The sequence below is a fragment of the Planococcus sp. CAU13 genome (assembly GCF_000775575.1).
Classification (GTDB): Bacteria; Bacillota; Bacilli; order Bacillales_A; family Planococcaceae; genus Planococcus.
The window spans coordinates 1-26,857 of sequence record NZ_JRGN01000312.1 but is presented as its reverse complement, the minus strand read 5'-3'; the positions used below and the strand labels follow the sequence as shown (position 1 = coordinate 26,857).

28 protein-coding genes are annotated in these 26,857 nt (G+C 47.5%); 18 read left to right on the top strand and 10 right to left on the bottom strand.

Going from position 1 to position 26,857, the window contains the following annotated elements:
- The first annotated feature begins 163 nt into the window (after positions 1-163).
- The 5 genes from KW93_RS14535 (at position 164) to KW93_RS17945 (ending at position 6,075) form a co-directional block, all read left to right on the top strand.
- Positions 164-607: a MarR family winged helix-turn-helix transcriptional regulator gene (locus tag KW93_RS14535; RefSeq protein WP_033543762.1), complete on the top strand. Its 444-nt coding sequence runs from the start codon at positions 164-166 to the stop codon at positions 605-607.
- 3 nt (positions 608-610) lie between these two features.
- The gene (locus KW93_RS14530; protein WP_033543761.1) at positions 611-3,238 is read left to right on the top strand and encodes an MMPL family transporter; all 2,628 of its coding nucleotides are present in this window, start codon (positions 611-613) and stop codon (positions 3,236-3,238) included.
- Positions 3,239-3,343: 105 nt separating this feature from the next.
- Positions 3,344-3,796 carry a hypothetical protein gene (locus KW93_RS14525; RefSeq protein WP_033543760.1) on the top strand — a complete coding sequence of 151 codons (453 nt, stop codon included), beginning with the start codon at positions 3,344-3,346 and terminating at the stop codon, positions 3,794-3,796.
- Positions 3,796-4,248: a GNAT family N-acetyltransferase gene (locus tag KW93_RS14520; RefSeq protein ID WP_033543759.1), complete on the top strand. Its 453-nt coding sequence runs from the start codon at positions 3,796-3,798 to the stop codon at positions 4,246-4,248. The genes KW93_RS14525 and KW93_RS14520 overlap by 1 nt, the downstream gene beginning before the upstream one ends.
- Positions 4,249-4,431: 183 nt before the next feature.
- The gene (locus KW93_RS17945) at positions 4,432-6,075 is read left to right on the top strand and encodes a serine hydrolase (RefSeq protein ID WP_081987031.1); all 1,644 of its coding nucleotides are present in this window, start codon (positions 4,432-4,434) and stop codon (positions 6,073-6,075) included.
- Between the two features lie 335 nt (positions 6,076-6,410).
- Here the strand turns inward: KW93_RS17945 and KW93_RS14510 are convergent, their stop codons facing one another.
- Positions 6,411-6,611: a cold-shock protein gene (locus KW93_RS14510; RefSeq protein ID WP_006830093.1), complete on the bottom strand. Its 201-nt coding sequence runs from the start codon at positions 6,609-6,611 to the stop codon at positions 6,411-6,413.
- Positions 6,612-6,836: 225 nt separating this feature from the next.
- Between KW93_RS14510 and KW93_RS14505 the strand changes: the two genes are divergently transcribed.
- A complete protein-coding gene (locus KW93_RS14505; RefSeq protein WP_033543758.1) occupies positions 6,837-7,370 on the top strand; it encodes a topology modulation protein in 534 nt (177 codons plus the stop codon).
- Between the two features lie 124 nt (positions 7,371-7,494).
- Positions 7,495-8,208, top strand: a complete 714-nt coding sequence (locus KW93_RS14500; RefSeq protein ID WP_033543757.1) for a hypothetical protein — start codon at positions 7,495-7,497, stop codon at positions 8,206-8,208.
- Positions 8,209-8,375: 167 nt separating this feature from the next.
- Here KW93_RS14500 and KW93_RS14495 read toward each other — a convergent pair whose 3' ends face one another.
- Together KW93_RS14495 and KW93_RS14490 are read right to left on the bottom strand one after the other, a co-directional pair.
- Positions 8,376-8,765: a hypothetical protein gene (locus KW93_RS14495; protein WP_033543756.1), complete on the bottom strand. Its 390-nt coding sequence runs from the start codon at positions 8,763-8,765 to the stop codon at positions 8,376-8,378.
- Positions 8,766-8,767: 2 nt separating this feature from the next.
- Complete coding sequence (locus KW93_RS14490) at positions 8,768-8,965, bottom strand: helix-turn-helix transcriptional regulator (protein ID WP_033543755.1); 198 nt, start codon at positions 8,963-8,965, stop codon at positions 8,768-8,770.
- Between the two features lie 362 nt (positions 8,966-9,327).
- On the opposite strand from KW93_RS14490, the gene KW93_RS14485 reads away from it, so the two are divergent.
- The 7 genes from KW93_RS14485 (at position 9,328) to KW93_RS14455 (ending at position 17,326) form a co-directional block, all read left to right on the top strand.
- On the top strand, positions 9,328-9,867 hold the full coding sequence (locus KW93_RS14485) for an NfeD family protein (RefSeq protein ID WP_033543754.1): 540 nt from the start codon (positions 9,328-9,330) through the stop codon (positions 9,865-9,867).
- Between the two features lie 21 nt (positions 9,868-9,888).
- A complete protein-coding gene (locus KW93_RS14480) occupies positions 9,889-11,427 on the top strand; it encodes a flotillin family protein (protein ID WP_033543753.1) in 1,539 nt (512 codons plus the stop codon).
- 218 nt (positions 11,428-11,645) lie between these two features.
- On the top strand, positions 11,646-13,169 hold the full coding sequence (locus tag KW93_RS14475; RefSeq protein ID WP_033543752.1) for a UDP-N-acetylmuramoyl-L-alanyl-D-glutamate--2,6-diaminopimelate ligase: 1,524 nt from the start codon (positions 11,646-11,648) through the stop codon (positions 13,167-13,169).
- A 114-nt stretch (positions 13,170-13,283) separates the two neighbouring features.
- Positions 13,284-14,666 (top strand): class II fumarate hydratase, encoded by a 1,383-nt coding sequence (gene fumC, locus KW93_RS14470; RefSeq protein WP_033543751.1) that lies wholly within the window; start codon positions 13,284-13,286, stop codon positions 14,664-14,666.
- A 117-nt stretch (positions 14,667-14,783) separates the two neighbouring features.
- A complete protein-coding gene (locus tag KW93_RS14465) occupies positions 14,784-15,437 on the top strand; it encodes a diphthine--ammonia ligase (protein ID WP_033543750.1) in 654 nt (217 codons plus the stop codon).
- A 14-nt stretch (positions 15,438-15,451) separates the two neighbouring features.
- Positions 15,452-16,447, top strand: a complete 996-nt coding sequence (locus KW93_RS14460; protein WP_033543749.1) for a GNAT family N-acetyltransferase — start codon at positions 15,452-15,454, stop codon at positions 16,445-16,447.
- A 117-nt stretch (positions 16,448-16,564) separates the two neighbouring features.
- On the top strand, positions 16,565-17,326 hold the full coding sequence (locus KW93_RS14455) for a SurA N-terminal domain-containing protein (RefSeq protein ID WP_052131644.1): 762 nt from the start codon (positions 16,565-16,567) through the stop codon (positions 17,324-17,326).
- A gap of 52 nt (positions 17,327-17,378) precedes the next feature.
- On the opposite strand, the gene KW93_RS14450 is transcribed toward KW93_RS14455, so the two are convergent.
- From KW93_RS14450 to KW93_RS14430, 5 genes are all read right to left on the bottom strand, one after another.
- Complete coding sequence (locus KW93_RS14450; protein ID WP_033543747.1) at positions 17,379-18,128, bottom strand: amino acid ABC transporter ATP-binding protein; 750 nt, start codon at positions 18,126-18,128, stop codon at positions 17,379-17,381.
- A 29-nt stretch (positions 18,129-18,157) separates the two neighbouring features.
- Entirely contained in the window at positions 18,158-18,862 is a 705-nt protein-coding gene (locus KW93_RS14445) for an amino acid ABC transporter permease (protein WP_033543746.1), read from the bottom strand.
- Complete coding sequence (locus KW93_RS14440) at positions 18,849-19,670, bottom strand: amino acid ABC transporter substrate-binding protein (protein WP_033543745.1); 822 nt, start codon at positions 19,668-19,670, stop codon at positions 18,849-18,851. The genes KW93_RS14445 and KW93_RS14440 overlap by 14 nt, the downstream gene beginning before the upstream one ends.
- 164 nt (positions 19,671-19,834) lie before the next feature.
- Positions 19,835-20,650: an STAS domain-containing protein gene (locus tag KW93_RS14435; RefSeq protein ID WP_033543744.1), complete on the bottom strand. Its 816-nt coding sequence runs from the start codon at positions 20,648-20,650 to the stop codon at positions 19,835-19,837.
- A gap of 112 nt (positions 20,651-20,762) precedes the next feature.
- Positions 20,763-21,809, bottom strand: coding sequence for a bifunctional glycosyltransferase family 2/GtrA family protein (locus KW93_RS14430; RefSeq protein ID WP_033543743.1), 1,047 nt, complete (start codon positions 21,807-21,809; stop codon positions 20,763-20,765).
- A 157-nt stretch (positions 21,810-21,966) separates the two neighbouring features.
- Here KW93_RS14430 and KW93_RS14425 point away from each other — a divergent pair, with 157 nt between their 5' ends.
- Together KW93_RS14425 and KW93_RS14420 are read left to right on the top strand one after the other, a co-directional pair.
- On the top strand, positions 21,967-22,665 hold the full coding sequence (locus KW93_RS14425) for an ABC transporter ATP-binding protein (RefSeq protein ID WP_033543742.1): 699 nt from the start codon (positions 21,967-21,969) through the stop codon (positions 22,663-22,665).
- Complete coding sequence (locus KW93_RS14420) at positions 22,655-23,953, top strand: ABC transporter permease (protein ID WP_033543741.1); 1,299 nt, start codon at positions 22,655-22,657, stop codon at positions 23,951-23,953. The genes KW93_RS14425 and KW93_RS14420 overlap by 11 nt, the downstream gene beginning before the upstream one ends.
- A gap of 48 nt (positions 23,954-24,001) precedes the next feature.
- Here the strand turns inward: KW93_RS14420 and KW93_RS14415 are convergent, their stop codons facing one another.
- On the bottom strand, positions 24,002-24,574 hold the full coding sequence (locus KW93_RS14415) for a hypothetical protein (RefSeq protein ID WP_033543740.1): 573 nt from the start codon (positions 24,572-24,574) through the stop codon (positions 24,002-24,004).
- A gap of 57 nt (positions 24,575-24,631) precedes the next feature.
- A complete protein-coding gene (locus KW93_RS14410) occupies positions 24,632-25,186 on the bottom strand; it encodes a M15 family metallopeptidase (protein ID WP_033543739.1) in 555 nt (184 codons plus the stop codon).
- 104 nt (positions 25,187-25,290) lie between these two features.
- Here KW93_RS14410 and KW93_RS14405 point away from each other — a divergent pair, with 104 nt between their 5' ends.
- A complete protein-coding gene (locus tag KW93_RS14405) occupies positions 25,291-26,022 on the top strand; it encodes an NADPH-dependent oxidoreductase (RefSeq protein WP_033543738.1) in 732 nt (243 codons plus the stop codon).
- Positions 26,023-26,044: 22 nt separating this feature from the next.
- A complete protein-coding gene (locus tag KW93_RS14400; protein WP_033543737.1) occupies positions 26,045-26,659 on the top strand; it encodes an NAD(P)-dependent oxidoreductase in 615 nt (204 codons plus the stop codon).
- Positions 26,660-26,857 lie beyond the last annotated feature (198 nt).

Here is a 26,857-nt window from a genome sequence, read left to right as displayed (position 1 = left end):
AACTCCTCGGACTTAAGCTGCCCTTCCTGTACGGCAAAAGCGCCGCTTCGCCCCCTCGTCGTATGCCTTTCAGAGCTAAGCGGGCGATGTCGCTTTTTTCCTTAATCCTTGACGAATAATAGTCCACCCCCTAAACTATTAGATAGTTGAGGGGGTGGACTATTTGGATCAACGAATAAAAGAAGCCGTCGACCTTTTTACAGATGTAATGGTTTATGGAACTGAGAAAGTCATCAAATCAGTTGATCATCCGCTGTGGAAAGAATTTTCACCGGAACAGATGCAGATGCTTAAGCTGATCAGCAAGGAAAAACAGGTCACTTCGAGCCGTCTTGCAGTACTGCAATCCGTGCATAAATCCGCAATCTCCAGCAGGATTAAAAAATTGCTGCAAAGAGAATTGATCCGCATCACCGATTCAGAAGACAAGCGGACGAAAATGCTGGAGATTACAGATGCAGGCAGGGAAGTGCTGCAGCAATCCGACAGGGCGTTGACGGAGTACATAGAGAAGCTGATGTCGGAGCATGTCGAAGATGAAGAGATAGACCAATTTCTCATCATTTTCCGCAAGTTGAAAAAGATTCTAAAAATGGATGGAGTGTAAAGTGTGAAGACAGTATTGAAATTCAAATGGCCGATTATGATCGGTTTAATCGCATTAACAGCAGTTCTTTTTATACTGGCGCCGAACTTGACGGACCAAGCTGAAGAGGCGGGGTCGTTCCAGCTTTCTGAAGATGCTTCCTCCCAATTGGCCGCGAACATTCTGGCGGATGCCGGAGCTTCTTCCCAAACTATCTCCATCGTCATTCCAATGGATTCTGAGCTCGATGATTCAGCGCGTGATATGCTGAATGAAATCGTAACAGATGTCGAAGCGATCGGAGGACCGATCGAAAGTGTTTTGAATCCGGTGGAAAATCCAGAACTTGAAGAGCAGTTGATCTCAGAGGATGGGGCAACAGTTTTGATCCCGATTACACTGGGTGGTTCAGATGAAGAAGTGAACCGGGTGGCGGACGAAATCCGTGAAACGGTGATTCCATCTGATTTAACAGCTTACATTACCGGTGAAGCCATCATTAACAATGATGTGAATATCAGTGCGCAAGAAGGCCTGAAGCGGACTGAAATCATTACTGTCGTATTGATCTTCGGTTTATTGCTGGCGGTTTTCCGTTCTATCGTGACACCTTTCATCCCGCTTGTGGCAGTGGGGATTTCTTATCTGCTCAGCCAGTCGGTCGTTGCATTCTTCATCGACTGGTTCGGTTTCCCGGTTTCCAACTACACGCAAATTTTCCTGGTAGCTATTCTGTTCGGTATCGGGACCGATTATTGTATTCTCCTCCTCAGCCGCTATAAGGAAGAATTAGCTTCCGGACACGCTGTGGAAGAAGCGATTGTCAATACGTATAAGACGGCTGGACGTACACTGTTCATCAGTGGACTCGCTGTATTTATCGGATTTTCCGCCATTGGTTTCGCTGAATTCCCGATCTTTAAATCAGCGGTTGCCGTCGCGGTGGGCATTTTTGTCTTGCTGATCGTTCTTTATACAGTCGTGCCGTTCTTCATGGCTTTACTGAAGGAAAAATTATTCTGGCCATCAAAGAAATCAGCTTCCCATTCAGACAGCAAAATCTGGATCTGGATGAGCAAGCTGTCAATCAACCGGCCGTTATTGTCGATGCTTGTTGTAGCGATCATTACCGTACCGCTGCTGTTTACGTATGATAATGATCTGTCTTTCAACACGGTTGATGAAATCGGTGATGAATACGAGTCGGTAAAAGGGCTTCGGGCGATTGAAGACGGTTTTGGCAAGGGTGAATCTTTGCCGGTACAAGTTATTTTTAAATCAGCAGATGCGTTAACGGACGAAGAAACAATTCCTTATTTCGAATTGATCAGCCGTGAACTTGAAAAAATTGAAGGTGTCGATGCAGTTCGCGCCATTACGCGTCCGACCGGAGATGTCATCGAAGAGTTGTATGTTGATGAGCAATTGGGCTTGCTTGCGGACGGTTTAACTGAAGCGCGCGACGGACTTGAAGAAGTTCAGTCGGGACTTACAGAAATCGAAACCAATTTATCCGGTATCGGCGGTCAGGCCGGCGGTGCAGGAGGACTGAGTGAAGCAGCAGCCGGGCTTGCCCAGCTGAACGGGCAACTTGCCCAGGTAACGCAAGGGCTTCAGGCTACTGGCAATATCCAGCAGACTGTCGGTGCATTGACACAAATCAGCGGAGGTCTTACACAAATTGAGCAAGGCCTGCAAGGAGCAGCTGGTCAAACAGGTGAACTCGGAGCAGGACTTGAGCAGCTTGCTGGTGGAATTACAGCTGCCAATGACGGTCTCGGTGAAATTTCTGCCGGACTGACAGAAGCGACTGACATGATGCAGACGATGAGCGACAGCGAATCCGTGCGCGCTACCGGGTTGTTCATTCCGGAAGGGACGCTTGACGAAGCAGATTTCGAGCCGGTCTTAGACCGCTATACATTTGCTGAGGAAACGGGCGTCATGATGGAAGTCATGCTTGCTGAAGATCCGTATTCACCGGAAGCGATTGACATAGTAGCGGAGATCAAAGACAGTGTTGCTCGCAGTACAACGGCAACACCGCTTGAGAACGCTGAAATCGCGTTCGGCGGAATCGCCAGCATCAACAATGATCTGCAGGACGTATCATCCAGCGATTTCACTAAAACGGTGACCATCATGCTTGTCAGCTTGTTCATCGTTCTGGCAATTCTGTTCCGTTCGCTGATTATGCCGCTTTATATGATCGGCTCGTTATTACTGACGTATTATACGTCAATCGCCATCGCAGAATTGATTTTCGTCAATGGCCTCGGCTTTGACGGAATCAGCTGGGCAGTGCCGTTCTTCGGCTTTGTAATGCTCGTGGCGCTCGGCGTCGATTACTCGATCTTCCTGCTCGACCGGTTCCGTGAAGAATCGTTCAACGGCGTTTCAGTGCGGGATGCGATGTATACGTCGATGGCGAAAATGGGTACGGTTATCATCACGGCCGCAATCATTCTTGCCGGTACATTCGGTGCGATGATGCCTTCAGGCGTGTTAAGTCTCGTACAGATTGCGACGATTGTCGTAACGGGTCTCCTGCTTTACGGCCTGGTCGTGCTACCGCTGTTGATCCCGGCTATTTCGGTGTCATTTGACCGTGGTGTCTGGTGGCCATTCGGCAATGAAAAGAAGAATGATTAAGGAATAAAAGCTGCGTCCGCGCGGCTTTTTTCTGTTAATGAAGGATTATTGGGTGACATGGTATAATGAGAACAGAATGAATTAATGAAACGGGGTAATTAAGAGATGTTAACTTTCGAACAAAAGCTGGAGATTATCGAGTCATTTCCGGAACTTACGCGTAAAGACGTGTCGATGAAACGTGTGAATTTCCATTATGAGGAAAGTTTGTATGACAAGAAGATTGTGGTCTATCATCTGCATCCGAACGGCAACGGTTTTGTTTATGTCGGCAACCTGCCGCAGTACGAAGCGGACAAAAAAGGCTTCGTCAATATTCGCGATTTCTCGGAAAAAGAGTTGCGCAGCATCCTCGCCGATGCGCTGGATTATCTGTCGCTGGAGCCGGAACCGCCATACGATAAGACGTGGACAAACCGAGAGAACGAAAAGCTGGATCTGGTGTATGAAGAGCCGTTCTGGAATATCTACACAGGCAAAAACCTGGAAGAGAGCTTCGGCACGTTCAGTGACGCCGAAGATTATCTGATTGATCAGGGTTTTAAAGAGCCGAAGTAATGGACATCCGTTTGCTTGGACGAGATGAAGAGTTGCCGATGCAGCTGCTGCTGGAAGCGGATCCTTCGGAAGAACTGGTGAGGGAATACTGCGCGGGCGGGCTTGTTTATGCAGGCGAACTGGCTGGCGAAATCGCTGGTGTCTATGTTTTATCGCCGTTATCGAACGCGGCGGCGGAAATTAAGAATATTGCTGTGGCAGAGAGTGTGAGAGGGCAAGGGCATGGCAGGAAGCTGCTCCTCCACGCTTTGTCTGAAGCAGAACGTCTGGGATTCGGCAACGTAGAAATCGGCACCGGCAATTCGAGCCTCGGTCAATTGGCGCTGTATCAGAAATGTGGCTTCCGCATCGATTCCGTCGACCGCGATTTCTTCACGCGGAATTATCCCGAACCGATTATAGAAAACGGCATTCCCTGCCGCGACATGATTCGCCTGATTTATATGATTTAAAATGAAATTCTTCCTTTCGGGGAAGGTTTTTTTTGTCGAAAAAATTAAATCGCCGATAAACATGAAGAAATCTCCGATAAACGTAAGAAAATCACCGATAAACCGAAAATTAAATTTTTTATTCATGTTCGAATGAGGAAAAAAACAGCAAATTTCGGTATGCTTGAAACAGGGAGTGATGACATGTTCAAGAAAGTGACGTTATATACAAATAAGCTGAACGAGATGAAAGGCTTTTACGAATATCAATTGGGCTTTCGGATCATCGAAGAAGACGATGTCAGCTTCATGCTGGCGATTGGCGAATCGCAGCTGATTTTCCGTCAGACTGACCGGCCGGCCTTTTACCATTTCGCTTTTAATATTCCAGGCAACCAGTTCTCGCTTGCGAAAGGCTGGGCAAGTTCAAAAGTTGAGTTGAACCGCCAGGAAGGCATGGACGAAATCTATTACGCGAATTTCGATGCCGACGCTTTTTATTTTGAAGACCCTGCAGGCAATATTGTCGAATTTCTGGGGCGCCGCAATACTGACCGGATGGGCAATTTCACGATCGACTCGCTGCTGAACATCAGTGAAGTCAGCATCACCACACCGCACGTGGAAGAAGTCGGCAAGCAGATCGAAGAAATGGATATTCCTGTCCGCGGCTATAAAGGCATCGATCCGAATTCCTTGAACTTTCTCGGAAGGGAAGCAGAATTCATCCTGCTCACTCCGCCGAAAAGAATCTGGTATTTCTCAAAGAAAAAGAGCGAAGTTCATCCGCTGTCGATTGAATTGACAGACGGCCGCCAAATTGACATCGACGCGGAAGGACGTTTCGGCACTGGAGTGCCTGAAAACCCACTTTCGGATGGACTGGAAGAAATGGAATTTTCAGGTGTGGCCATGCTGAAAACAGATGAAATCTGGGCGGCTGCCAAGGGGATGGCGGACCGTGCAAACGCGCGGCCAAATGCTATCGATACCCGGTTCGGAATCGCTTCAGGCTGCAAAATTTTCACCGCTGTCGCTGTTGCGCAATTGGTTGAAGAAGGGAAATTATCATTTGATGCCATGCTTTCCGACCTGCTGCCGGACGATTTCCCGAATTTCCCTGTTACTGTCCACCAATTATTGACGCATACATCCGGCATTCCGGATTATTTTGATGAAGCGGTGATGGATGATTATGAAGAACTGTGGCAGGAGCTTCCGATGTACCGGATGAAAACCACGCGTGATTTCCTTCCTCTTTTCAGGGATAAACCGATGGTGTTTGAGCCGGGCGAAAAATTCCAATACAATAACGCTGGTTTTATTGCGCTTGGGCTCATTATCGAGAAATTGACGGGCAAGCCTTTTACAGATGTGATCGAAGAACAGATTTTCCGGCGCGCCGGCATGGAACGCTCCGGTTATTTTCAAATGGACCGGTTGCCGGCAGAGACGGCGATCGGCTATATTGATGAAGAAACAGGATGGCGCACAAACCAATACGCGATTCCGATCAAAGGTGGAGCGGACGGAGGAGCCTGTGTCACGGCCGCTGATATGGCCGCTTTCTGGGAGTCGCTGATGAACCACAGGCTGCTTTCGGAAGAAATGACCCGCACGATGCTCACCGTGCATGCATCGGATGATGAAGATGATTACGGTTACGGCGTATGGATTGAAGAAAATGGCGGCACAGTAAGGAAATATCATGTTATGGGCTACGATCCGGGCGTTAGTTTCCACTCCGGCTATTATCCCGCTGACGGCAGCGTGCTGACTGTATTATCCAATGAAAGTTCCGGAGCCGCTGATGTTGTCCGGCTGATTGAAGAGGCAAAATCAAAATGAATGGCTAGAGGAGTAAAAATATGAGCGGAAAAAAATTGGCGTTATTTATTATTTTCGGCACCATTGGCATGGCAGCACTGATTTTCCTGGTTTTCCAGCTGTATTTCATGATGAATTAACTTGTTGGAAAATCACATAAGTATGATGCAAAACAAGAGGTGATCCGCTTTTAGGCAGATCACCTCTTGTGCTGTTTGCAGAGCAAATGTTTTTGTGGAAGCATAATTTACTTCACTTAATAAATCTGGAAAACTATATCTATGAAAATTTTATTGGAAATAAAACAAAAAAAATGGATTCTTCCGAAGAAGAATCCATTAATAGTTATATTTAGATTAAGCTTTTTGTACGTTAGTAGCTTGCAGACCGCGTTGGCCTTGCTCGATATCAAACGTTACTTCTTGGCCTTCGTCAAGAGATTTGAATCCTTCGCTTTGGATAGCTGAGAAGTGTACGAATACGTCGTCTCCGCCTTCGCGCTCGATGAAGCCGAATCCTTTTTCTGAGTTAAACCATTTTACTTTACCTTGTTCCATGTGTGTTTCCTCCTCGTATGCATAAGCATACATTGTATTACTATCCTTGCTCAAACCTTGCAGATGAACATCTGACACTTGTTAAAGTTATCCGAACAAAAATAATTCTTCTTAAGAATAACACGGCATTATAATAAATGCAAGCCATATCTTAAAATTGTTGTGCTAGTTAAACGCAACTTTATTATTTATACTGATAAAACACATGTATGAAGGGGTGTACAGATGAAAAAGATTATTGTAGCGGGCGTATCAGCTGGGGCAGGTAAATCCACTTTTGCCCGGCAGCTCAGTGAAAAGCTGGATATTCCCGTGCATCATTTGGATGCTTATTATTGGAAAGCCGGGTGGGTGGAACGGGACACGGCGGAATTCAAAGCGATTCAGCAGCATCTGGTGCAGGAAAAAACATGGATTATAGAAGGGAATTATGGAAGCTCCATGGATATCCGATTGAAAGAGGCGGATACTTTCATTTATCTGGAGCTTCCATTAAGGGTTTGTGTTTACCGGGCGCTGAAGCGATGGATGCTCAATCGCGGAAAGACCCGTCCCGATATGGCAGAGGGGTGCCCGGAGAAAATGGACATTGCATTTTTGAAATTCATCATTACCACTTATGCAGACAGAAAAACAGAGATGCGGCAGCGTGCCCGCAATTTTATGGAAAGTGATCCAAATCGGCGCTCCATCATTCTTGAAACACAGGAGCAGATTGACGATTTCCTGAAAAAAATCAGCAGACCTTCTGCAGCTTAACGGGCTGTATTTATTCGCCTCAAAAATTTATCTGATTTGCGTTAAAAATTAAAAAACTCTCTTACATATAAAAATATAAGTGGTATCATAAAAGTATAAATCTGAAATACCCGGGGGCGCAGAGATGAAAGTTTTATATGAAGGTACTATAACCAATCAGGTGCTTCGGAAAAAACTGCCTCTGCGCATGAAACGGCTGTATCTCGAAGATCTTCCGGCCATCGAAGCTGTCCAGGAAGCTGTAATCGCCGATTTGCGGGAAAAAACAGCTTTACACCCATTAAGTACGGAAGAGTTTCTTTTCATCCTTAATGAGCGGGGCTTGATGGTCGGCGCCTATGCCGAAGAAGAATTGATCGGCTTTCGTGCGCTGCTGATTCCGGAAATTGATGAAGAGCACCTGGGCTATGATATCGGGCTGCCGGAAAGTGAGTTGCACCGGGTGATATATCAGGAAATTTCAGCCGTACTGCCGGCGTTCAGGGGAAACCGGCTGCAGCAGAAACTGGCTGATGTCATCATGAAAGAACTTCCGAAACTGCCGGGCAACTTCCGTTATGTATGCTGCACAGTCGCACCGATGAATATTCCAAGCCTGAAAGACAAATTCACGCAGGATATGCATATCGCTGCCCTTACGGAAAAATACGGCAGCAAGGAGCGCTATGTCTGTGTCAAAGATCTGGAAAACCCGTCCATCAGCTACAGCGAGTCGGCTGCAGCCAAATTGGATGACTTCAGCAAACAGCACCAATTATTCGATGCAGGATACGTCGGTGTCAATTTCCAGATGCGAAATGGCTTCCACGAAATCCAATTCGTCAAACCCATTCTCTAAGGGTAAACCGTTCAGCTGGGGAAAGCAAAATCAAAATTAAACACGTATTAGACCGCTGATTAACATCTAAATTAGCGGTCTTTTTAATGCACTTAAATCAACGTTTATACAAAAAAACAGAACGATTTCCAACTAAAAGAATCATTCTGAGTTAACTATGAAATGAACTAGATGATTTTCGAGTAGATAACCATGGTTCCTGGAAAAGTAATAACAATGATACAAAAAAGTACAGTTAGCACCTGTGTTGCATCTAATGCCAATAATCCAAGATTTCCTGTTGCTAAAAATAAAACTGTTATTGCACAAATAATTACAATATAGCTTACGGTCATTGATTTCATAATTAATTCTTTTCCGCGTTCATCTCTAGGGAAGATGTGAGGTTGTAAATATGCAGAAAGCAACTGATTGATTCCCAGTGCAAGGAACGCTATTGCATCAGGAAACTCAACTCTTATTATGGCTTCATAGTTTAAATAGACACCCAAAATAGTTAGTAATACTCCTAAACCTAAATGGATGATTTGGTATTCATTTAACTTATGACTGATCATATTTATTCCTCCTCATAAATGAAAATATCTTCAATTTTGCAATGAAAAACATTTGCTAGCTTGAAAGCTAAAGTAATTGAAGGATTGTATCGTCCCTTTTCTAATGAAATAATCGTTTGTCTTGATACATTTAATCGTTCTGCCAATTCATCTTGAGTAAACTTATGTTTTGAACGCATGTGCTTAATATTATTTTTCACAATACCACCACTCCATGTCAAGTTAACTTTACGTTAAGTCAACTTTACAATAATTCTGAGAATAGGTAAAGCCAGCTTGACATTTTTTTAAATGTCTAGAAGCTGGCGAAGCGATGCAGGAGCACCGGTTTTAATTAGCTCAGCGGGAGCCCCGGCAGTCGGTACCGCGACGTCCTGTCGCACCTGCTGCATGACCCGCATCCTGTGGGTCCAAAAGAGAAGCTGTTTGCAAAATATCGGCTACAATGAGCTATTTAATTTTACTCTCCCAACAAAAATATAAAGAATTCTGAAACTTTTATCTTTTATTTCCGTAAATAAGTTAAGATGGAAAAGAGCTACTGGGAATGGGAGGTATTGGAATGGAACTGTTTGGATTGGAGATCGGGCAGGTTTATATGTATGGACTGCTGATTACAGGCGCTCTGACTTTATTGTATGTACTATTCGCGGATATGGCAGATGCCGGCGATGGGCTGCCGTTCTTGAATCCTGCAGTTCTGTTGGCCTTCTTTACACTGTTTTTTGCCATCGCGTTTCTGTTGGAGCGGGCGACCGGCCTGGACAGCGCCACCGTTATTGCCATTGCGGCAGTCGCTGCTGTTGTACTGGACATCCTGTTTTATATCTTCGTGCTGCTGCCATTGAAATCAGCCGAAGCGTCCATCGCCTATACGGAAGAATCACTGCTCGGCCAGGTGGCCAGGGTGATTGTGCCAATTCCGGCCGACGGTTACGGTGAAGTTGTGCTCGAAACCTATGCCGGCATGATTTCAAAACGGGCTACGGGTTATAACAATGAGCCAATTGCGCAGGATGAGCAGGTGCTGATCATCGAAATAGCCGATGGCACCTTATTTGTCAGGGAATACGAACCTTTTGTAATAGGAAATAAAAAATAGAAAAATCAAGGGGGAAATGGAATGGAAATCGAAATGATGTACGTTTTAGGGATTGTCGCTTTTGTCATCCTGGCCATTATCGGAGTTTATGTAACAAAATACAAGACGGTCGGGCCGGATGAAGCGCTCATCGTTACAGGAAGTTATCTCGGATCGAAAAATGTGCACACCGATGATTCGGGAAATCGCATTAAGATTATCAGAGGCGGAGGGACGTTCCTGTTGCCCGTATTCCAGCAGGCAGCACCGCTCAGCCTGTTATCGAGCAAATTGGAAGTGACGACGCCTGAAGTTTATACGGAGCAGGGTGTGCCGGTCATGGCGGACGGAACGGCCATCATCAAAATCGGCGGTTCGATTTCTGAAATCGCAACAGCTGCCGAGCAATTCCTCGGCAAGTCGAAAGAAGACCGTGAAAATGAAGCGAAAGAAGTGCTGGAAGGCCATCTTCGCTCGATACTCGGATCAATGACAGTGGAAGAGATCTACAAGAACCGTGATAAGTTCTCCCAGGAAGTGCAGCGTGTGGCCTCCCACGATTTAGCGAAAATGGGCTTGATCATCGTTTCATTTACGATAAAAGACGTGCGGGACAAAAACGGTTATCTTGATTCACTTGGTAAAGCGCGAATTGCCCAGGTGAAAAGAGATGCCGATATCTCGACAGCCGAATCTGAAATGGAAACACGCATCAAGCGGGCTGAAGCCGGTAAGGAAGCACAGCGCGCAGAAATCCAGCGCGCCACTGAAATTGCCGAAGCTGAAAAAGATAATCTATTGAAGGTTGCTGAATACCGCCGTGAGCAGGACAGTGCGAAAGCCCGCGCCGACCAGGCGTATGAGCTGGAAACAGCCCGCTCGAAACAGGAAGTCATCGAACAGGAAATGCAGATTCAGATCATTGAACGCCAGAAACAGATCGAACTTGAAGAAAAAGAAATTCAGCGCCGTGAGCGCCAGTACGACTCTGAAGTGAAGAAAAAAGCGGATGCGGACCGTTACGCAGTTGAACAGGCAGCAGCAGCCGAGAAATCGAAGCAGCTTGCCGATGCCGATGGACAGAAATACCGCGTTGAAGCCATGGCAAAAGCCGATGCGGAGAAAGTTCGCCTCGACGGTCTTGCAAAAGCTGATTCCCTGCGTGCCCAGGGTGAATCGGAAGCGGATATCATCCGCCTGAAAGGTCTTGCGGAAGCGGAAGCGAAACGCAAAATCGCCGAAGCATTTGAAATGTACGGCCAGGCAGCGACGCTTGATATGATTGTCACAATGCTTCCTGAGTATGCGAAACAGATTGCGAGCCCGCTTTCGAACATCGACAAGATTACAGTTGTTGATACTGGCGGCGGCGAAGGCGGTGGCGCCAATAAAGTCACTTCCTACGCAACGAATCTGATGTCATCGCTGCAGGAGACGCTGAAAGCATCTTCAGGCATCGATGTCCGTGAAATGCTTGAGAACATGAGTGGAAAAACGGATTATGCGAGCACAATTGAACAGCTGCGCTATGAACTGGCGGAAAAAGAGACGCCAGCGAAAGAAGAAAAAATAGAAATCTGAAAACAGCCCCGAAAAGCTTTGCTTTTCGGGGCTGTTTTTGGGTTTCATGATGATGGATAGCGGGAAAACATAGGCGAATAGTATGAAACCGGCAAATTTGGTGGTAAAAAGCTCCTTTGTTATTTCGAGCATTCAGACTGATGTTTATATTGATGTTAAAAATTTAGTTAAAAGGTGAAAATTATACAACAGAAAACGTCTACTTAAGGAGTCAGCCTATGAATATACAATTTAAAGAAATCCCCCGGTTTCAACTGCTTTCCTTAAGCGGGCCACAAGCCCAGGAAATCACATCCATCATCTATAACTCAGTGGAGACGCAAGAAGGCTCCGCTTTCTTTTGTGTGACTGGAGAGAATACGGACGGCCATCTTTACGTCCAGGAAGCCATCGATAAAGGCGCACGCGCGATTATTGGCACCAACGGAGCAATTCTGGAGCATTTTTCTGTTCTTTATCCTAACGTCACATTTCTTCGGGTGGCAGATTCCAGAGTCGCATTAGCGCATATTTCCAACTATTTCTTCAAGTCTTCACAGGACAGGCTGTTTAAAGTGGGCGTCACCGGAACAAACGGAAAAACTACGACAGCTACATATGTCTACAATCTTTTTAACCTGCTGGATACTCCCTGCGGCTTCCTGGGAACTACGGGCATTTCGACTTCGTCCGGCAAAATTGACTTCAAAAAGAGCACACCCACCACGCCCATTTCGTCGGATATCCATTATGTGTTTTCCCAGCTTGCGATACAGGGGGATCAGGCAGCTGCGATGGAAGTTTCTTCTATAGCACTGGATCAAAAAAGAGTGGAAGGCATTGTCTTCGATGTCGCTGTCCACACGAATATTTCTGAAGAACACATGGAATACCATAAGACATTCGACCATTACCTGCAGTCGAAACTGGAGTTGTTCCGCCAGGCGAAATCGGCGGTAGTGAATCTGGATGATGCGGGCATGTCGAAAGAGATCCTTGAAATCGTCCACTATCCCAGCCTGACGTACAGTGCGGATGCTGATTCCGGGGCAGATCTTGTCTGGACAAACTGCCGGACAAGTGAAAGTGGACTGACATTCGACCTTAGCTACAGAGGCGATACTCTGCAAGTCGCTGTTCCTTTATTCGGCGAATACAATGCAGGCAATTTAACTGCTGCAATTGCTGCGGCATTGCTGGCAGGCAAATCACTGGAAGGGATTTTAAGAGCACTGCCTTTGATGCCACAGGTGGAAGGCCGTTTTCAAGTACTTACAGGGCCGGAGGGGAGAAGGATCATCCTTGATTATGCCCATACGCCGGTGGCCATCGACCTTGTGCTGAAAGAGGCGAGGAAATTACCGCATCGCCGGCTGATTGCATTGATTGCGGGCATCGGTATCCGTGATTTTTCGAAGATGCCGAAAATGGCGAAAGCGGCGGAAGGCAAAGCGGATATAATCGTTGTGACCGTCGACCACCCGGGTTACCATGATCCGGGGGAGGTGGTGGATGCTGTGGTCAAAGGATTTACCGTTCCTTATAAACAGGAAGTGCGGACTGCGCCTTCGCGCCGTGAAGCCGTGATCGAAACATTGAAGGCGAGCGACCCGGGCGATCTCATCCTATTGTCCAGCGGCTGCATCAATGGTTCTCAGATTATCAAGGGAAAATATGTGCCGCATTCGGATGAAGCGATCATAGAGGATTTCTTTGCGGCGAAGCAGCGCATCGATGCGGGAGCAAGGGTTTCTCCAAGCTGATTCCATTAGACCGACCGGAAAGCGATTATTCCTTTGGAATAGTCGCTTTTTTACGTTTTTTTGTGTTTAATAGAAGAGAAGGCTTTATTAGACATAAGAATTGGAGTGAATGGAATGCAGTATCGGACGGAAAAAGATACCATGGGTGAAATTCAGGTGGAAGCTGACAAAATGTGGGGAGCTCAGACACAGCGCAGCCTCCAGAACTTTGCGATCGGCACGGAGCGCATGCCGCATGAAGTGGTGATGGCGTTTGCCCAATTGAAGAAAGCAACAGCGAAAGCCAACCACAAGCTTGGTAAATTATCTGAAGCGAAGATGAAAGCCATTGAAACTGCAGCCAATGAAGTGATTGAAGGCAGATGGAACGACCATTTCCCATTGGTTGTCTGGCAGACAGGCAGCGGCACTCAGTCGAACATGAACATGAACGAAGTGCTGGCACGCCGCGGCAACGAAATTCTCGCAGAGCAGAATTCGGAAGAGAAACTGCACCCGAACGATGACGTGAACATGTCCCAAAGTTCGAACGATACGTACCCGACGGCTATGCACGTTGCAGGCGTATTGGCTGTAACCGAAACATTGATCCCGGCAGTTCAGAAATTGAAAGCGACACTGGCTGAGAAATCGGAGCAATTCGACGATATCATCAAAATCGGACGTACGCACCTGCAGGATGCGACACCGTTGACACTCGGCCAGGAAATCAGCGGCTGGAAGCATATGCTTGAGAAAAGTGAGCGCATGATCAGCGAAAGCGTCAACTACATGCGTGAATTGGCAATCGGCGGAACAGCTGTAGGAACAGGCATCAACGCAGATCCGAAATTCGGCGGTTACGTGGCAGGATTTATTGCGGAAGCGGTCGGTTCTGAATTCACTTCAGCCGAAAATAAATTCCATGCGCTTACAAGCCATGATGAAATGGTTTATGCACACGGTGCAATCAAAGCCCTAGCGGCGGATGCAATGAAGATTGCGAACGATGTACGCTGGCTGGCAAGCGGACCACGCAGCGGAATCGGCGAAATCACGATTCCTGCAAACGAACCGGGGAGCTCGATCATGCCTGGTAAAGTCAACCCGACACAGAGTGAAGCGTTGACGATGGTAGCGGCACAGGTCATGGGGAATGACGCGACGATCGGTTTCTCTGCGAGCCAGGGGAATTTCGAGTTGAACGTGTTCAAACCGGTAATTGCCTATAATTTCCTGCAATCTGTTCGCTTGCTGGCAGACAGCCTGATCAGCTTCAACGATCACTGTGCAGTCGGCATCGAAGCGAATCTGGAAGTTATCCAGAACCACGTGAACAACTCCCTGATGCTCGTTACTTCTCTGAACCCGCATATCGGCTACGAGAAAGCAGCGGCAATTGCAAAACAGGCACATGAAGAAGGTTCGACATTGAAAGAATCTGCTGTTAAGAGCGGACATCTGACAGCTGATCAATTTGATGAATGGGTCAAACCTGAAAACATGGTTGGCAGATAATTTGATAACAGGCGGCCGGGTTCCTGATCCGGCCGCTTTTATTACGTCAGGGAAAGGGTTTTATTCCCGGATTGTCGAAGTGAGACTAAAGAAAAGAATTTACAGAAGAGGTGCATTATGCAAAAGACATTTGTGATGTCGTGGAGCGGCGGAAAAGATTCCGCACTCGCTTATTACCGGGCTGTGCTGGAGGGACATGTTCCTGTCGCGCTGCTCACGATGTTCGAGAAAGACGGTTCAAAATCGCGCTCGCACGGTTTGCCTATTGAAATCCTCGAAGCACAGGCCGAGCGTATGGGTTTGCCGCTGGAAATCGGCAAAGCGGACTGGAACGGCTACGAGCAGGAATTTGTAAAGCAGCTGAAGAAATTTAAAAATGAAGGCGTTGAAATGGGCGTTTACGGCGACATCGATTTGGAAGACCACCGCGCATGGGTGGAGAAAGTCAGTGCAGAAGCTGAATTCGGAGTGAACCATCCGTTATGGGGGCGGCCGCGCCGGGAACTGCTGGAGGAATTGATTGCAGAAGGGTTCAAAGCCATCATCACGGTGGTGGATACTGCGCGGATGGATGCGAAATTTCTTGGCCGGGAATTCACCGTCGAACTGATCGAAGAGCTGGAGACACTCGGCATCGACGCCTGCGGTGAAGAAGGGGAATTCCATACGGTCATCATTGATGGACCGATATTTGTAGAAGCTGTACCAGTACAATTTGGAGAAGTGATGGAGGCGGAACAATACCGTTTGCTCGAAGTAAAACTTCAATAAGGGGAGTGGGAGCCATGATTCAATTTGTCGGAGTTGAAGAAATCCATATTCGCCAGATGTCCGCTTTATTGGCCAAAAGGCATGAAAAGGAGCGGCAGGCGTTTCCTTTTTTGCCATCCGCTTTCGAGGAAATCGATGAAGCGGAAGCCGTGATCCGCCACCAGCTGGAAAAGCCGTTTGTCAGCGGCATCGCAGCGGTGAGGGGGATTGACGTCATCGGTTATCTCCTGTATGAATTCAAAGAAGATACCGACCGCGGACGCTATGTCCATATGGGCTATGAATCCATTGCCATCAGCGAAAAAGAGCATCCGAGCCTGCTGCGCCTGCTGTATGCGGACGCCGGGGCGGAATGGGTTAAACATGGCTATTTCACGCACGTCCTTATGATTCCGCTCGGGCAGCAATTATTGGTCGATCAATGGCTGGAGCAGGGATTCTGTTACGAGCAGAAATATGCTGTTCTTTCGTTACAGAATTTTGAAGCTGAAGAGAAAGAAGCACCAGGCAAGCTGAAAATTCGGCGTGGCAAGCAGGAAGATGCGGAACTGCTGAAGAAAGTGGCTTTATGGAACAGCATTCACCAGGCAGCTGCCCCGTCCTGGCATCCGATTACCAAAGAAACGATGGAGGACATTAAACGCAGTTATATGGATTTATCGGAAGACAAAGAAGCGTATCTGTGGATTGCGGAACTGGGTGAACGCATCGCCGGCTTCCATGTCTATTTCAGGCTGGCAGAAGAGCACAGCCTTTCTGCGCCGCCGAATTGCGCTGTGCTGCCGGCGGCTTCGACGAATCCGGATCTTCGCGGAAAGGGCATCGGGCGGGTACTCGCCAATCATTGCTTTACGGAACTGAAAAATGAAGGATTCGACTATGTTTATGCGGATTGGCGTACCCCCAATCAACTGGCGTCCTATTTTTGGCCGAAGTTGGGTTTTGAACCGTTTTTGATCCGCATGTCCCGTAAAATCGATCCCCGCATCGCTTGGGCACATGGCGTATAAACTGGAAAATACATTGTAAAATGCCTTTCATAACCATAACGGACACAAGGGTTTTCAGTTTACATACAGCCTGTATGTGATACAATTACGTCCATTATGATTGGAAGGGGAATGAATTTGCCGAAGAAAATGTTTTTTAGCCTGTTGATCGGTGCCTCAGTTCTGTTTACAGCGGCATGCGGCAATGCGGATGACAATGCAAATGAAGAAACAGCCACGCAGGAGCAGCCTGCTGAAAATAATGGAGAAACAGCTGGGCATGCAGAAATGCCGGAACCGGATCTTGAAGGAGTACCTGATCTTGTAGCTGAAGTAAACGGAGAAGAAATCAAAAAAGAGGAATTTGAATCTGCCTACGTTGCACAATTCCAGCAAATGGCCATGCAGGCCCAAATGACTGGTCAGGAAGTCGATCAGGAACAATTGAAAAATCAGATTGCCGAGAGTCTTGTCGGCCAAAGACTCCTGCTTCAGGAAACAGATAATCGTTCAATCGAAGCCACAGAAGAAGAAACTGAAGCAACGCTGACTGCTTTGGCGGAACAAAACGGCCTTGCTTCATCTGACGAATTCGTAGCTGCCCTTGAAGAGCAGGGACTTGCAGAAGAGGAAGTCATGGACCAGGTAGCTTCGCAGGTGAAAGTGGACAAATTGATCGCTGAAGAGGCAGGGGATGTTCAGGCTTCCGAAGAAGAAGTCCAGAACTTCTATGACGATCTGAAAGCCCAGCAGGAAGAAGCGGGCGGCGGTGAATTGCCGCCACTGGAAGATGTGAAATCTGAGCTTGAAGCTCAAATCGTCCAGCAAAAAGAAAATAAAGCGGTACAGGAATTAGTCGCTGAACTTCGTGAAGAAGCGGATGTTACAATTCATCTTTAAGTGAAAAAACCAGGCTCCCGATTTGCGGGGCCTGGTTTTTTGTGTATTTTCTTTAAATTGTATCAGCTTTTTGAATCAGATTCAGGAACTGCTTTGTCCGTTCTTCCTGAGGATTATCGAAGATTTGCTGCGGCGTGCCGCGTTCGATGATGTGTCCACCGTCCATGAACAGAACTTCGTCCGCAACGCCTTTCGCAAAACGCATTTCATGCGTCACAACGACCATGGTCATGCCTTCAAGCGCAAGCTCTTTCATGACCTGCAGAACTTCCCCGACGAGTTCAGGGTCAAGCGCCGAAGTCGGCTCATCAAACAGCATGACTTTCGGTTCGAGCGCAAGCGCACGGGCAATGCCGACGCGCTGCTGCTGGCCGCCGGAAAGCTGGAAGGGGTAGTCGTTCATCTTTTCTTTCAAACCGACCTTCGTCAGCAGATCTTCCGCTTTTGCACGTGCTTTAGCCCGGTCGATTTTCTGGACGGTGACAGGGCCTTCCATGACATTTTCCAAAGCGGTCATATGAGGGAAGAGGTTGTAATGCTGAAATACCATGGCGGACTGTTTTCTGAAATCCATTATTTTTTTCTTCGATAACGGTTTTGAGAAATCCGCCACTTGGCCATCAATCGCTACCGTTCCGGCTGTCGGCGTCTCCAAAATATTAAGGCAGCGCAAAAATGTCGTTTTGCCGGAGCCGGAAGGACCGATGACGACCACGGCCTGGCCTTTTTCAACGTTCAAGTCGATGCCTTTCAAAACTTCCAGGTCGCCAAAACTCTTGTGCAAATTATTGATTGCAATCATAAAATACTCCTTTCTTCAGGCAGTGTGATTCACGCCTTTGCTACATAGCGGTCAAAACGATTTTCGAGGCGTCCCTGCACCAGTGAAAGAAGGAAACAGATAATCCAGTACATCAGGCCGGCCTGCGAATACAGCAGCAGAAATTCATAATTGAATGCGGCAATTTCCTGTGCACGGCGGAACATTTCCGTAACCAGGATGAACGAGGCGAGCGACGTATCTTTGACCAGGCTGATGAACGTATTTGACAAAGGCGGAATGGATACGCGCGATGCCTGCGGCAGGATGATCCGCTTCAAAGCCTGGCTGTAGGACATGCCGATGGTGTTGGCTGCTTCCCATTGTCCTTTTGGAATCGACAGGATGGCTGCCCGGATCACTTCCGAAGCGTAAGCCCCGACGTTCAATGAAAAGCCCATGATTGCGGCTGTAAATGGTTCAAGCGTAATGCCGATCGTCGGCAATCCGTAAAACAGGATGGACAATTGGACGAGCAGCGGTGTGCCGCGAATAATGGAAACATAGATGCGCGCAACGATCTGAAGCGGTTTGATTGTAGAAATTCGGGCCAACGCCGTCAGTGTAGCCAGCATCAGCCCAATGGTGAATGATATCAGTGTCAGCGGAATCGTGTACTGGATTGCTCCTTCCAATAAAGGAAGGAACGATGACTGGGCAATGTCCAGTAACCGTTCCAATCGTTCAGGATTTGTGAAAATACTATTCAAGTACATTTTCGCCAAACCATTTCTGTGAAATTTCCTCATACGTTCCGTCTTCGATCATTTCTGCGAGTGCTTTGTTTACTTCATCAACTATAGCGCCGCTGTCTTTCCGGAATTGCAGTCCGCTTTGCGAAACGTCTTCCGATTCGTCAGCGATTTGGATTGGTGCATCCGGACGCTGTTTCAGGAAGTCCAGTACAGAAATTCTATCGTTTACCGTTGCATCAACACGGCCTGAAACCAATAATTCGATTGCCTGGTTAAAGCCCTCGACCCCTGTCAGTTCAGCACCATATTCTTTTGCGATGTCAGCGTAGTTGCTTGTCAGTGACTGCGCTGATTTTTTGCCTTCCAGATCTTCAAACGATGTGATTTCCGTATTGTCTTTATTCGTTACCAGAACGGCAGCAGAAGTGATGTACGGATCTGAGAAATCATAGCTCTCCAGACGGTCTTCACGGATACCAACCTGGTTGGCCACCATATCGAATCTGCCGGAATCAAGTCCTGCAAACATGCCGTCCCATTGTGTTTCAAGGAATTCCGCTTCAACGCCAAGGCGTTCAGCAACTTCGCGCGCAATTTCAACATCAAATCCCGTTAATTCGCCGGATTCGTCATGGAAAGTGAATGGAGGGTAAGTTCCTTCCGTTCCAACCAGCAATTTGCCTTCTTCCTGCACTTTCGCCAATAGATCTTCAGAAGAACCTGTTTCTTCTGTATTTTCAGTAGCAGTGTCTTCAGCTGCATCGCCGCAGGCCGCAAGCAATAAAACAGCTCCGAGCAGCATCAAAAGGAATAAATGCGTCTTTTTCATAATGTATCTCCCCTAATTCTTATAGTTTTTGTCGGCATTAATTTAAATGCTGTTTGAGTATAGCATCTTATTTATAGCTCCTCAATCAAAGTTTCTCGAAAAAATGAAAAAAAAAAGAAAAGCGGCTTCTCTTTTATGGAGAGAAGCCGCTTTTCCTTTTTGAATCAGAAAATCGTTTCCAAAGCCTGTTTGACAGTGCTGTAGGAATTCTGAGTGGACATTTCAATATTGCTGCGGATGGCTGCCTGGACCAATTCCGGCCTCATTCCTGTGGTCACAACTTTGATGCCCATCAGGCGGAACATGCCGCCAATCTGCTGCAGCGACTCCGCGACATAGCTGTCAACCGTCAGTACACCGGAAAAATCAGCAATGACATAGTCGACATCCATCGACGCAATCCGTGGGACAACTGTTTCGATTATATATTGGATCCTTTCTTTATCGATGTAACCGATCAGCGGAATCACAACCACTTCATCCCGCACCGGAACGATTGGGGCCGATAAGGAAACGAGCTCTTTTTGCATACTGGCTTTATTTTTATTGGACATATTTTCAAAAGCGAAGACCGTTTCATTCAGGCTGACGTCAAGCATTCGGTTGATCATTTTCAGGATGAACGCATTGTCTTTGACAGACAAACCGATTTCCAGGCTGATGCGGGTCATGATGTCAATGAAAACATCGCGTGTCGGCGGATAACGGACAATGATTTCAGATATTCGGCCGCCTGCATTCACCTGCATGGCTGCGTTTTTTTTACTCCACTCGATCAGATGATCAGGCACACCATCATTATCATCCTGAATAGAGTCTCCGAAAAACCCCAAAAGTTTTACATACATATCAAGCGCCATGTCCTGTTCTTCTTTCGGGATTTCGGAATTGCTGCCGTTGACTACATGATCGACAATTTCCTGTGAAATGGAATGTGCATTTTCATAAATATAAGAGGAAAACTGTTCGACAGTTGACATTACTTTCACACCTTTGCTTAGTCTCATGTCTTAAGTATAGCCTAGTATTGTAAAATTTGTTATTCTGCCCAAATAAATTTATGGATAGTTTATGGCTGAATGCAAAGCGGCGTCATTCTTTCCGGAATACCCAGGCGCGCTGGGCTACAAAACCGAAGATAAAGAGCACCGCATCCACCAATACCTTCAAAATCACTTCGCCTCTGCCGAGCCATTCCGCGTAGAGCAGATGCACCGAAGCGGCAGAGGTGAGCATGATGAAAGCTGCCAGCAGGTAATAGCGGATGAGGGATCGCCTGTTGCCCTGTTTAAAGACTTTATTGCGATTAATATAATAATTGAACAATGAAGACAGAATTCTGGCTGCGATTGTGGCAAAAACAATGAACAGCTCCGGTGCCGGGTCCCGCAGCAACTGGATGAACAGCCAGTACAATCCGATATCGAGCGCAAAAGAGGCTCCGCCTGATAATCCATAAAAGATGAAGATTTTGTAAATGTGATAAGAATCCCGCAACGGATGGAAATGGGAGGATTTATTGTCGTCGATATATACGGTTTCAATGGTTACTTCGGCCATTTCGATTTTATTTTTCTGCAATGTGGAGAGCGCGTTCATTTCGTATTCGAAACGTTCGCCTTCAACTTCCAGCAATTGCGGAAGGTATTCGACCGGTATGCCTCTTAGCCCTGTTTGGGTGTCGGACAGGGCAGTACCGGTTGTCAGTTTGAACATCATCCGCGTAAAACGGTTGCCGAAACGGCTGCGGAATGGTATGTCCTTCTTGCTGAAATCCCTGGCGCCAAGAACCACTTTACGGGGGACTTCCAGCATTTTTAACGCTAATTTCAGGATATCACTGGCCAGATGCTGTCCGTCCGCGTCAGCCGTAATGACAGCTTTGAAAGGAAACTGGTTTTCGAGTATGTATTGAAAAGCGGTTTTCAGCGCGCGTCCTTTCCCCTGATTGACGGCGTGCCTTAAAATGGTGACTTCTTCATGGAAGTCCAGGGTTTCGAAAATATGCATATATTCCTGGCCGCTGCCGTCATCAACGACGAAGATGTGCTCAAAACCGGCATCAATTATGGCACCGACCGTATTCAGGCATTTCTGATCGGGTTTATATGCGGGAATGATTACGGCAATTTGCTCCACACGGGACCTCCTCTCCGGTAAATAACTCCTTTTTAATAGCAATACCCCAGCACGCCTTCTTTCACACAGTATCTTAAGGGAATCTTCAGAAACTGCCTCCCTATTTATTAAGAATTTCCATTTATACTTTTGTTAACAGTGAAAGGGGAAATAAAAAATGATAAAAATCAACGGGTTGCAGCATCATTTTAAGATAGGCAAAAAAGGAAATGAACGCCACGTGCCGGTATTGAAAGGTGTCACATTGGAAGTCGGCAAAGGCGAAATCGTGGCCATTCTTGGCAAAAGCGGGTCAGGGAAGTCGACGTTACTTCACATATTGGCAGGCTTTATGTCGCCTGAAGCGGGTTCCGTCATGGTCAACGGGCAGGAGACTGCGGTGTTAAGAGAATCAGAGCAGGCCAGTTTCCGGCTGGCGAATTTTGGCTTCATCTTTCAGAATTTCCAATTGATGCCAGGACTCAGCGCTTTTGAGAATGTGGAGTTGCCGTTGAAGATCCAAGGGATGAATGAGGCGGAACGCAAAATGAAAGTGCAGAAACTGCTTGAGAAAGTCGGCCTCGAGGAAGTGGCCGGCCATTACCCGAACGAACTTTCAGGCGGCCAGCAGCAGCGGGTCAGCATCGCGCGTGCACTTATAACTGACGCACCGATCGTCCTTGCTGATGAACCGACAGGAAGTCTGGATTCGGAAACGGAAAAAGAGATTTTATTGCTGATAAAGTCATTGAATAAGAAATTGGGATTGACGTTTGTCATCATCACGCATGACGAAGAAGTGGCTGCTGTCGCAGACCGGCAGTATCGCCTGCATGACGGCGAATTAGTGAAAGGGGAGCAGCGCTATGCAGTTTAAAGATCAAATCGACTTTATCCGTCAGCATATGAAACGCAATAAGCTGCGCGTTGCCACTACCATTCTCGCGGCAACGATGGGCTGTGCATTTCTGATCGTGCTCGCCTCCATCGGCTTTGGGCTGCATCAGACCATTACGAATGACGTGCTCGACAATAACCTGGTGACGGAAATTGAAGTGGCAGGGAAATCGGGAGAAGAAACAGACTTGGCACCATCGGAAATTCCGGACGGGGAAGTTCAGAAGATGCGCGAAATGGACCATGTGGTGGCAGTCGTCGAACGCACGCAGCCCGATGCTGATACACAAGTGGCAATCGGGGAGCGCAGCGCTTATTCACGAGTGGTGCTGTCCAGCATGGAAGAAGAACAAAAATCGGGCTTTGGACTGTCGGAAGGGAAGATGCCGGCTGCCGCCGATGAAATCGTCATCGGCTATCATATGGCGAGCCAATTATTGACAGAAGCGGAACAGGAAAAACAGGCTAATGGCGAAGAAGTCACAGGGTTTTCAGGCAGCTTGATCGGCCAGACGATCGAAGTGCAGCTGACGCCTTATATGAATGAAGGAGACGAGAAGACCGAAATGTCTTCATGGGAATTCGTGGTGACAGGAATCGCCAAGGAACCGACCAAAGACTGGATGACGGACACCAGCGTCTACGCAGACAGTTCGTGGGGAACAGTGTTCAACGAAGAACTGGGCTTGCAGCCGGGTTACGAGAACATCCTTGTCTATGCGGATGAGCTTCAAAATGTCGGCGGCATCACGAATGCGTTGAAAGAAGACGGTTATTATGTCTATTCCGTAACGGAAGAGTTGGGAAAGATGAATGTATTTTTTAACGCTTTGAAAGCAGGTCTAATTTTTGTCGGGACGATTGCGGTATTGATTGCCTCCATCGGGATTTTTAATACGATGACGATGGCGGTCACGGAACGGACGCGCGAAATCGGTGTCATGAAAGCGATCGGCGCCCAGCCGAAACTGATCCGCAAACTGTTCCTGATGGAAAGCGCAGCAATCGGTCTGATCGGCACCGCTCTGGCAGTGGCCATTTCATATGGCATCAGTATGCTGTCCAACTGGCTCATTCCGATCATCGTCATGAGTTCGCTCGGCGAAGAGCAGCCGGAAAATTTCACGCTGGTCATTTCCACGATTCCGTGGCAGCTTGTGGTAATTGCTTCAGCCATCAGCATCGGCGTTGCAATGGTTTCCGGGTGGCGCCCGGCACGAAAAGCGACGCAGATTGATATTATTCAGGCTTTGAGGCAGGAAATGTAATCAGTGGCAATGAAAAAAGCACGTTCCCAGGGGGAGCGTGCTTTTTTCTTAGTCCACAACTTTAAAATCGATTTCTGCCCGGATTTGATATTCGGTTTTATCACCGGTTGGAGTTTCCGTATAAAAATCGGCAAAACCGTTCACCACATAATAACCCTCCGGAAACTGGTTGTTCATCACTTGTTTCGTAAACTCGATATAGGCGGCATCATCCTGTTCGCTGTAGCCGCCGCTGCCACTGTATTTTTCGCGAAGAGGCTCATCTTTCGTGAGAGTTGTCATCAGCAACGGCTCGTTCATCGGATAATCCAGCTGAAAGCCGCGCGTCTTTTCTTCCATGGGGAAAAAGAAGGCGGATCCGGCGTGGAAAATATCAATGCCTGCCTCTTCACCGATATACTCGAGTTCCGCGTAAATCTCGACTGGGCCACCACTTGGATACTCTTCTTTTTCGGAAACGAGCCGGTAGATAAAGTCGCCTTCGGTTGTTTCAGCCTCGGTGGCTTTAACTGTAAACTCGTCAGCGGAAGAAGAATCGCCACTCGCGGCATTTTCTGCTGTTCCGCATGCAGCGAGCAGCAGGATCACTGACAATAAGGAAAAACCGTTTCGAACTTTCATTTCGAACACCCCTCTTTACTGAAGAAGACGTAATGGAAGGGGAAAGAGTTACAGTTTTTATTCAAACGTATCTTCCGGACGCCAGCCTTTCTGCAGTTCGCGGATTGATAAACCGAACGTCATTTCGAGATGGGGATAATCCTTGAACCGGTTCCAGTCACCACCCCAGTCAAAGCCGAGGTTTTTACCGATTTCCGCCACTTCGAACCAGTCGGGTTCCCCGTTGCCGTTATCGTCGCGTTCAATGTCCCACACAACCGAGCCGTCATCAAGCTGCAGCGCAAAATCGATGGCCAGACCATAATTATGATAGGATTCGCCGCCTTCTGCATAAGTCACGATATTGCCGTCAGAACTGCGTCCCTGTTTGTAGAGGAGGTCCTGTTCCTCGAAAGAACGGAAACCGTCCGTGATGACGACATTGATTCCGATTTCTTCAGCCGCCTCCACCAGTTCACGGCTTTTCTCCTCGACAATCGGGTGCAGCGAATCGGGCAATGGACGACTCGCCAATTCTTCACGGAATTCAATTTCGCGCTGTATCCATATGAATAAAAAACTGCCAAGAATCAGCAGGAAAACTATCGTAAACGCAATTTTTGCCTGTTTCAATCCTAAATCACCTCTGTCGGTTTCATTCTAACAAAAATCACGGAAACAGTATCCCCAGACGGAATTTGATACGATAGAAGAAACAGTAATTAGGAGGAATACATATGGTCCTGAAATTGATGAAATCCCACGCGTCTGTGCGTGATTATAAAGAGGAGCAATTGACGCGGCATGAAGTTGAAGAATTAATCGGAGCGGCGCAACATGCAGCCACATCGCATTTTGTGCAGGCTTATTCAGTGGTTTGGGTGACAGATCCGGAAAAACGCCGGAAGCTCGGGGAATTATCCAAAAATGCGAAACAGATGGAAGGCGCCGGTGCAGTTTTCCTGATGTGCGCGGATTATAACCGGTTAAAGCATGCTGTTGAGATGAACGGGGAAGAAATCGTCTTCGATCAGGCGGAAAATCTGCTCGTGGCCGTTACGGATGTAGCGTTGATGGCCCAGAACCTGGCGCTTGCAGCCGAATCAAAAGGATACGGCATCTGCTATATCGGCGGAGTGCGCAATAATATGGAAGCAATCGCTGAATTGGTTGATTTGCCGGAAGGCGTTTTCCCGGTTTACGGGCTGACTGTCGGAGTACCGAATGAAAGAAATGAAGTAAAGCCGCGTCTGCCGGTGGAAGCGATTTTGCATGAAAATAATTACGATGAGAAAAAATACGAAGAAATTCTTCCGGCTTACGATAAAACCATCCAGGAATATTACAGCAGCCGCGGATCCAATCAGAAATCAGCTACATGGTCGCAGCAGATGGCTAATTTCCTGAATAAACCCCACCGTAAAGACATCAGGGAAATTCTGGCGGCAAGAGGCTATAAATTCAAATGAGTTTTTCAAGGAGGATAAAGCGATGAAGTTGGCAATCTTTGGGGCAAGCGGCCGTGTCGGCAGTGAAATCCTGAACCGTGCGTTGAACGACGGCCATGAAGTTACGGCGCTGCAGCGTTCCCCAAAACTTGATAGACATCCGAATCTTCAGGTGGTATTTGGCGACGCCCGGCACAGTAATGACGTCGAGCGCTGCATTGCGGGAGCGGATGCTGTCATTTGTGCGCTCGGAACGGATAAAACGACGACGCTGACAGATGCCATGCCGCTCATCATCGAATCGATGAAACGCCACGGCATAAAACGAATCATTACGATCGGCACCGCCGGCATCCTGAACAGCCGCCTGGAAGAAGGGAAACTTCGCTACCAGGGCGGCGACTCCAACCGGAAATTGACGTTTGCAGCGGAACAGCATGAAAAGGTCTATCGCCTGCTGGAGGAATCCGGTCTCGACTGGACGATTGTCTGTCCGACTTATTTGCCGGACGGCGAGGCGAAAGGCAGATATCGCGTGGAAATGGATTTTCTTCCTGAAGGCGGAAAAGAAATCACCACAGGCGATACCGGCGAATTCGCCTACCGCCAGCTCGGGAGTCAAGAATTTATTGGCAGCCGTGTTGGAATTGCCTATTGATGACAGAATGGCCTGGAATTTTCAGGCTGTTTTTTAATTTAAGCTCAACTTTGGTCTGAATACGCTCAATTTCATGTGACATATGCTCAACCCGCCAAAAAAGCCGCGCCGGCAGCATCTGCCCGTGCGGCTAAATTTTTTTAGTCTGAAAATTGTTGGGAAGAGGTGTTTCCATGTCCAGACTCCAGCGGCCCAGCT